A 7,882-nucleotide genomic window follows, 5' to 3' on the forward strand; every position below is an offset into this window, starting at 1 on the left:
AGCATCATGGTGATGATCGTGATCTGCGTGTTCGTGTTTAGCGTCGTGGTGATGATCGTGGTCCGCGTGCTCGTTATGACCTTCAAATTTGATCTTTTCCACGCCCTCATCGGTTTTTACGATTTTAAGGTTTGGATAAGATTTTTGAAATTTCGGCAGCCAAGCCTCCTCAAACTCGATCCCGATAGCAAAATAAAGGTCGCTTTTTTCAAGTGCGGTCATTTGTTTCGGTTTTGGTTCGTACGTGTGCGGATCGGCTCCCTTGCCTACCATGACGTTTACCTCGACCGCGTCGCCCGCGATTTGCTTGACGAAATACTCCTGCGGCAAAATACTGACGCTAACTTGCCCTTTGGCGTATAGCGCGACTAAGCCCAAACATAAAAACGCGAAAATTTTTCTCATTTTTATCCTTTCCGTGTTAAAATTTGGGCGAAATTATATCAAAAGCAACTTAGTTGCAAATTAATTTTTCTCAAGGTATAATACCCTAAAATTCTTAACGCGGAGGAAAAATATGGGCGAAAATTTGGAAGAAAAAGCCGGTTTTGAGGAGCTTTTAACGAAAAATGATATCAAAATCACTCCGCTTAGACTTGAGATTTTGCACATTTTACACGCCGCCGCCGCACCGCTTAGTTATGATGAAATTTTAGCGCAAATCGACGCGAACAAAACCACGTTTTACCGCTGTATGGACCTTTTTGAAGCTAAGGGCATCGTGCTAAAAAGCGAAAATAACCGCAAAAATTTCTACGAGCTTGAAAGCGGGGCAAAGGCGTATTTCGTCTGCGACGTCTGCCACAAGATGACAAACATCGACATGCCTCGTCTAAAACAAAATCACGTCAAAAGCGTCGTGGTTAAGGGTGTTTGCGACGAGTGCTTTTAAATTTTTCGCTTAAATTTGACGGTAAATTTGCAGCTTAAATCCGCTTGCCGAGAGATTTTTGCTGCAAATTTAAAGCGATTGGTTTTGCCAAAATTTAAAACTCAAATTTGACGCGGATGACCCAAAACTAATCCTCATAAAGCTTTGCGATCTCCGGCGGTATCGCGATCGGACGACCGCGCGCGAGGTCGAAAAACACATAAGTCGTCACCGCGCTAGCGACGAGTACGCCGTCCTTGCTAAACTCGTAAAAACGCTTCGAGCAGCTTCTTTTTTCGGGCTGCGTCCAGGTTTTCACGCGCACCTTATCGCCCAAAAACAGCTGCCCCAGATAGTCTATCTCGTGCCTGCGCACCATCCACGTGCGGTTTTGCGCGAGATTGGTCTCGATGAGGTCGCCCACGGCGTTTGAGTGCGCGTTGGCTGCTTCTTGCATCCAGATGACGTAGTGAGCGTTGTTTGCGTGATGGTTCACGTCGATGGCATCCTCGCCCACGGTAAATTCGTAGTAAAAAATTTTCATTTTCGCTCCTAAAAACGCTAAAATTGTAGCAAAAATTTAAAGGCAAACAAAATGAAAGAGATGTGGGACAAAAAGGCGGCGAGCTATACGAGATTTACGGGCGAGCCTAGCGAATTTCAGAGAGGGCTTTACGCTAAGATCACCGAGTTTGGCGTCAAATTTGAGAACAAAAGCGTCGTGGATATCGGCTGCGGCACGGGCGTGCATACGCTGTTTTTAGCGCAAATTTGCCGCGAGATAACCGGTATGGATATCTCGGGCGAGATGCTAAAAGTCATGGTTGAAGACGCGGCTAAATTTAACATTTCAAATTTAACCGCCGTACAAAGCGATTTTAAAAACTTTAACCCAAACCGCGTCTACGACGTAGCTTTTAGCACGATGAGCCCTGCGATCGCGGACGAAGAGGATTTTGTCAAATTTATAAATTTGGGCAAAAAAAGGGTCTATCTTTGGTGGAACAAACCGCGTTATTCAAGCGTTTTAGAGCTTTTTTACGAAGGCTCGCAGAGAGGGTGCTTTAAAGAAAAGGCGAATTTTTTTGAAGAGTACTTGCGCCGCGAAAATATCGCTTTTAACTCCTGCGTGCTCGAGGAGTCTCGCGAGCAAAAACGCACACTTGAAGAGATGACGCAAAACGCGCTTTGGCATTTACAGATAGCAAATTTCGCGCACGAGGAAAACGCGGTCAGGTCGCGGCTAGAAAGCATCGCGAAAGACGGCCTCGTGACGGAAAAAATCGTCTCTTCAATGAAGCTTTTAGTTTTTTAAGATATAATCGCTTTATTTATTTAAAATTTAAAAAGGATTTTTGTTGGCGCGAGCGTTTTTGCAGATATTATCGTGCGTTTTATGCTTCTTTTGCGTTCAAGCTTTCGCCGCTTCGCACATTTTATCTCCGATTGCTCAGCCTAAATTTGATGAACAAAAAGCCAGACTAGGCAAGGAGCTGTTTTTCGATGCCTCGCTAAGCCCGAGCGGAACGCTATCTTGCGAGAAATGCCATAATCTTTACTGGGACTTAAGCGGCACGAGTAAAAAAAACGTAAAAATCTCCGCCGACGAGGAGATTAGCCCGCCAACTGCGCTAAACTCGGCTCTAAATTTTATTTTTTTTAAAAACGGCGAAGTTAAGGATCTAGCGGGGCAGGTTAGACAGAGCTTGACCGGCAAAAATCAGCTTGCTAGCGAGCCGAAATTTCTAGTCCAAAAGGTAAATCAAAACTCCGTTTATAGGAATAAATTTGAAGAGCTTTATGAGGATGGAGTAAGCTTTAAGGGTATCGTCGATGCGCTGGTAAATTTTGAAAAGGCCCTCATCACGCCAAATGCCAAATTTGATAAATTTATCAGCGGCGACGAGAGCATTTTTGACGAAGAGGAAAAGCGCGGATTTGAGCTTTTTAAAACAATCGGTTGCATAAACTGCCATAGCGGCGCAAATATGGGCGCAAATCTCTACTACGAGCTAAAATTTGACGCAGACGGCAACAAAACCGGCCGCTACAAAGTACCCAGCCTTCGAAATATCGAAAAAACCGCGCCGTATCTTTATAGTGGCGAGCTAGCCGATCTAAAAGAGGCGCTAAAAATAATCGCTAAAATGCGCATAAACTACGATCTAAGCGACGAGCAGACGCACGTGCTTTATAAATTCTTGCTGACTTTAAGCGGCGAAAAACCGGAAATTTTAAAATGAAACACAAGATAATCTTTCATAAAATTTTATTTTTTACTATCGTTTGTATCGTATTTTTCGGTACCGTGATGACCTATAAGGCTACCAAGGACCTAGTAACCGCTTATGAGTGGAAAGGCACGATAGAAAAGGTAATGGATGCTAACGACGAGGCGAATTTCTTGCTCGAAAAAAGCCTTCTAGAGGCCGACTACGACGCGATCATGCGCCATACGGCGGAGTTTCAAAAGGCTCTAAAAAAGCTTGATTCAAGCAATCTAATCTCCTTTGAAAAGCTAGCGTTAAACGAAAAAACTTTTAGCGAGCTAGAGGAGGCGGTTGAAAAAAGAGTCGAGCTAACCGACAAATTTAACTCCGTGACGATAATGGCAAAGCTCGTTTATAACGAAATAATCTTAAAATTCGAGGCTTTAGACGGGCTGTATTTTAACGAGCTGATGCCGCAAATTTTGATGTTTAGATACGACTTAAACACTGATCTAGCGGCACCTAAAAAGCTTTTAAACGAGTATTTAAAGAACCCAAAACTAACTAAAAACGACGTAGGATTTTTATCGAGCGCGCAAAAACTGATCGGCCACTACGAGCAGGCGCAAAAGCTTTATAGAGATATAATTTCGCTCGGAATTTACAAAAAACTATCCGACCTCAAAGAAAGTAGCGAGCGCTACATACAAAACGTCTTATCAAATTTACGTAGGACGATGGCGCTAGTGTTTGTGTTGTTTGGGCTTGCGTCGATATTTGTTTATATTTCTTATGCTAGAGCTAGAAACAACATCAGACTGCTAAATCGCTTCGAACAAGCCGTGGATAACAGCTTTAACTCCATCGCTTTTACCGATCTAAATAAGCAAGTCAGATACGTAAATAAAATTTTCGAGCAAAACACGGGTTATAAATTTGAAGAGATAAGCGGCAAAAATATAAATTTACTAAAATCGGGCTTACATCCGCAAGAGTTTTATCAAAGGATGCTAGACACGATAGAAAACGATAATATCTGGCGCGCTGATGAGCTAATCAGCAAAACCAAAAGCGGTAAATTAATACGCGAGCAGGTCGTTTTCTCGCCGCTTTTTAACGAAAAAGGCTACAAAGACGGCTATATGGCGATAAAATTTGATAGAACCAAAGAGATAGCGATAACAAAAGAGCTCGAAGATAAAAACAAGCAGCTACAAAACGAAGCCCTCATAGACAAGCTAACGGGATTTGGTAGCTATTTCGCGCTCACGCAGCGCATGGAGCGCCATCCTAGCGGGATGATAATCTACATAAACATAAACAATTTTATGGATTTTAGATTTTTTTACAAGACCAAAACCGTAGACCTTATCATCGCCTCGTTTGCCTCTACGCTAAAGCTTTGTATAGATACTTACGCGATGGACGCGGATATCTACAGAGTGCAGTTTGACGAGTTTTGCATCTGGTATAACGGCGAAGACGCAAACAGGGATGCTAAGCGATTCGTAGATTATTTCAAAACGCAAAACCTCTACGTAACCGTAGACGGCGAGCGCGAATCCATACCTAACATAAAAATAACCTTAGGCGTCAGCATGCCTCAAGACACGGTGCAGACAAATCGCCTAACTCAAGCCATGCTAGCGCACTACGAGGCCGTGCAAAGGGGCGAAGCGGCGCAGTTTTATACCGAAAATAGCTACATCGAGCAGCAGTATTATCACAACCAAATCATGTCGCGCACCATCGAAAGCGCCCTATATAACGACACCGTTATCGTCGAGTGCCAGCCCATCTACGACATATCCGGCCAAGGCGCGCGGATCAAATACTACGAAGTGCTCGTGCGCCTCATCGACGAAAACGGCAAGATACGCTATCCTGGCGAATTTCTTGATATCGCAAAGAAAATCTCGCTTTATAACGACATAACCAAAAAGGTCATCGAACACGTCTTTAGGCTGGTCGAGAGGTTTGAAAATGTGGGCTTTTCGATGAACCTTTCAAGTAGCGATATCACAAACGAGAGCATAAGAGAACTCATCGAGAAAAAACTACGCGTATGCTCTAGCCCTGAGCGCGTGTATTTTGAGATATTAGAGAGCGAAGGCGTGGATGATTATAATATCGTAAATGATTTCATCAACAAGGTTCGCGCCTACGACTGCAAAATCTCGATCGATGATTTCGGTAGCGGCTACTCCAACTACTACCGTATCTTGGAGCTTGATATCGACACGATCAAGATCGACGGCTCGATTATCAAAAAATTACCGTTTGACCAAAACGCCCGCTACTTGCTGCAAACCATCATCGACTTTGCCGCAAGACAGGGCTACAACGTCGTGGCGGAGTTTGTCAGCTCAGAAGAGATCCTCGCCGAGATAAAAAAATTCGGCATCAAATACGCGCAGGGATTTTTGCTAGGCAAACCGATGCTGCCGGATAACATAAAAGAGTAAATTTGCGTGCGGCGGCTATACTGCGCTAAATTTGACGGCGGCGCGCGTATGGGCGGAGTAAATTTAACTAAGCAAATTTCAGACGCTAGCTTTTTACGCCGGGACGTCTGGACGCGCTAGTTTGATGCTACCTTGGCGTATTTTGGGATTTTTTAAATTTGCTTTTTAATGCTAAATTTAACGCGGTTTGCGTCCGCTAGTTAATTTAGCTCGTCCTAGTCAAATTGGTCCGCTCAAATTTGACTAATCCTGCATCCAAACCGCCAAAAATCCGAGCAAAACTATAACCAAAAACAATCCCGCCTGAAAATAAAAATTCCTTTTTAAATTTTCGTTTATCAGAGAGCAAAGCTCGGAAATAAAGATGTATAGTTCGCTCACGCATATCCTTTGGCCTCAAATTTTACGTCAAATTTGCTACTACTGCCTAGTCAAATTTGAGCGAGGCGACGAAAAGCCGCTCAAATTTGGATTGGATTATAAATTTGAGCTTGGCTCGTCTTTAAATTTTCTTCTAACAAAAGCGGCGCAAACCGCAAACGAAATCGCCGTCAAAGCGTAAAATATATAGCTAAAAATAGGATTTGCCCGCGTTTCGCCCTCTTTTAGCATTTTAACGGAAACGGCGTTTCTAAACATATCAAACATCGCGATACGCCAGCCGTAGTATTTGATCTGCGCCCTGCCTTCGCCCACTAGACTCTGGGCGGCTGCTTGGACGTCGGCAGAGTTAAATTTAAAATAAAGCGGCAAGCCCCAGCCCGTGTCTTCGTTTCTATACGGCATCACTTTAGTGCCGTTTAGCTCCCGCGTGTAGATAAAGTACACGTCGCGCGTCGGGCCGTCGGCGGGATTTTGCGCGTCGATAAAGCCGTCTTTGTCCATGCGCTTGACCTCGCCGCCCGTAATGATCGCCTCGTCGTAGTGCGGAAAAGCGTAGTTTATCGCCGCAAACGCCAAAACGTGCAGGGCAATCAAGAAGCCAAAGATAAAATTTCGGAGATATTTTTTAAATTTTTGCATTTTCGTCCTTTGGACGAATTTTACAAGATAGAAGTTTAGAAGAAGCTAAGCCCCTAAAGCAGGGGCTTAGAGGGGTTAGGCTTTGGCCTTGCAGCCGCAGCTTCCCGCGATAAATTTAAGAATCTGGATAAAGAAGCAAACGCCGCCGATGATGAAGATCGTATCGCCGATCATCCTTAGCCAGCGTAAATTTTGCAAGTGATCCATCTGTAAAAACTCCGCGCTTCTAGCGTACCACATGCCTACGTCTATCGCGGCGACGGCTTGATAAAGACCGATCGGAAGCAGCGACGCTAAAATCATCAGCATTAGTCCCGCATTTAGCGACCAAAAGCCTACTTTCATTAGCTTGTCGTTAAATTCTTGCCCTTTGAAAAGATAAAGCGCCACGAGCCAAACAAAACCTAGCGCTAAAAATCCGTAAACGCCAAACAGCGCCGCGTGTCCGTGCACCGAAGTGGTGTTTAGGCCCTGGATGTAGAACAAAAATAGCGGCGGGTTGATAAGGAAACCAAACACGCCCGCGCCTAGCATATTCCAAAACGCCACTGCGATAAAGCAGTAAAGCGGCCATTTGAGATTTTTCGCCCAGCTTTGCGCAAACTGAAGCGAATACTGGTGGAAGGCCTCTGCTCCAAGAAGCACCAAAGGCACGACCTCAAGCGCGGAAAAGCTAGCGCCCACAGCCATGATCGGAGTGGTCGTTCCGGCAAAATAAAGGTGGTGGAAGGTGCCCGGGATGCCGCCGATCAAAAACAAGCTAGCGCTTGCCAAGGTTGAGTAAGTCGCAAATTTTTTGCCCACCAAGCCTAAAGATGCAAACACGAACGCAAGCGAAGCGGTCGCAAACACCTCGAAAAAGCCCTCGACCCAAAGGTGAACGACCCACCAGCGCCAGTATTCCATCACCGGTAGCGGACTTCTTTGACCGTAAAATAGCCCCGCGCCGTAGAAAAGTCCCACCGCGATAGCAGAAGCCGTAAAGATAGCTAGCAGGTTTTTATCGCCGTCAGCCTTAAATCCGCCGACGAATCCGCGAAGCACGAGCGCCATCCAGATAACAAGACCCACAAACAAAATAAGCTGCCAAACCCTGCCAAGCTCGATATACTCGTATCCTTGGTGGCCGAGCCAAAAGCTAGTAGACGTTTCCATCTTGCCCGCTATCGCCATGTACTCGCCGATAAAGCTACCCACGACTAGGAAAAGCAGCGCGTAGAAAAGCAAATCCACGCCTAGTTTTTGAAATTTAGGATCCTTGCCGCCGTTGATGATAGGCGCTAGGAAAAGTCCGGCCGCCAAAAAGCCCGTCG

General features: G+C 45.1%; 9 protein-coding genes. 4 read left to right on the forward strand and 5 right to left on the reverse strand.

What is annotated here, in order from left to right:
- On the reverse strand, positions 1–405 hold a 405-nt coding region (locus Q0314_RS08945), incomplete at its 3' end, for a zinc ABC transporter substrate-binding protein (RefSeq protein ID WP_298058372.1).
- A gap of 112 nt (positions 406–517) precedes the next feature.
- Between Q0314_RS08945 and Q0314_RS08950 the strand changes: the two genes are divergently transcribed.
- Entirely contained in the window at positions 518–892 is a 375-nt protein-coding gene (locus Q0314_RS08950) for a transcriptional repressor (protein ID WP_002951633.1), read from the forward strand.
- 127 nt (positions 893–1,019) lie between these two features.
- Here Q0314_RS08950 and Q0314_RS08955 read toward each other — a convergent pair whose 3' ends face one another.
- A complete protein-coding gene (locus Q0314_RS08955; RefSeq protein ID WP_298058376.1) occupies positions 1,020–1,415 on the reverse strand; it encodes a thioesterase family protein in 396 nt (131 codons plus the stop codon).
- Between the two features lie 51 nt (positions 1,416–1,466).
- On the opposite strand from Q0314_RS08955, the gene Q0314_RS08960 reads away from it, so the two are divergent.
- Genes Q0314_RS08960 through Q0314_RS08970 form a run of 3 tightly spaced genes read left to right on the forward strand, consistent with a single transcriptional unit; the run spans position 1,467 to position 5,546 of the window.
- A complete protein-coding gene (locus Q0314_RS08960) occupies positions 1,467–2,186 on the forward strand; it encodes a class I SAM-dependent methyltransferase (RefSeq protein ID WP_298058377.1) in 720 nt (239 codons plus the stop codon).
- Positions 2,187–2,229: 43 nt separating this feature from the next.
- Positions 2,230–3,114: a cytochrome c peroxidase gene (locus Q0314_RS08965; protein WP_298058379.1), complete on the forward strand. Its 885-nt coding sequence runs from the start codon at positions 2,230–2,232 to the stop codon at positions 3,112–3,114.
- Complete coding sequence (locus Q0314_RS08970) at positions 3,111–5,546, forward strand: EAL domain-containing protein (protein WP_298058381.1); 2,436 nt, start codon at positions 3,111–3,113, stop codon at positions 5,544–5,546. The genes Q0314_RS08965 and Q0314_RS08970 overlap by 4 nt, the downstream gene beginning before the upstream one ends.
- 243 nt (positions 5,547–5,789) lie before the next feature.
- Here Q0314_RS08970 and Q0314_RS08975 read toward each other — a convergent pair whose 3' ends face one another.
- The 3 genes from Q0314_RS08975 to Q0314_RS08985 form a co-directional block, all read right to left on the reverse strand.
- On the reverse strand, positions 5,790–5,927 hold the full coding sequence (locus Q0314_RS08975; protein WP_298058383.1) for a hypothetical protein: 138 nt from the start codon (positions 5,925–5,927) through the stop codon (positions 5,790–5,792).
- Positions 5,928–6,023: 96 nt separating this feature from the next.
- A complete protein-coding gene (locus Q0314_RS08980) occupies positions 6,024–6,569 on the reverse strand; it encodes a DUF1523 family protein (RefSeq protein ID WP_298058384.1) in 546 nt (181 codons plus the stop codon).
- Between the two features lie 75 nt (positions 6,570–6,644).
- A partial coding sequence (locus Q0314_RS08985; protein ID WP_298058385.1) for a cbb3-type cytochrome c oxidase subunit I occupies positions 6,645–7,882 on the reverse strand: 1,238 nt, incomplete at its 5' end.

The sequence above is a fragment of the uncultured Campylobacter sp. genome, from assembly GCF_938040115.1.
Lineage (GTDB): Bacteria > Campylobacterota > Campylobacteria > Campylobacterales > Campylobacteraceae > Campylobacter_A.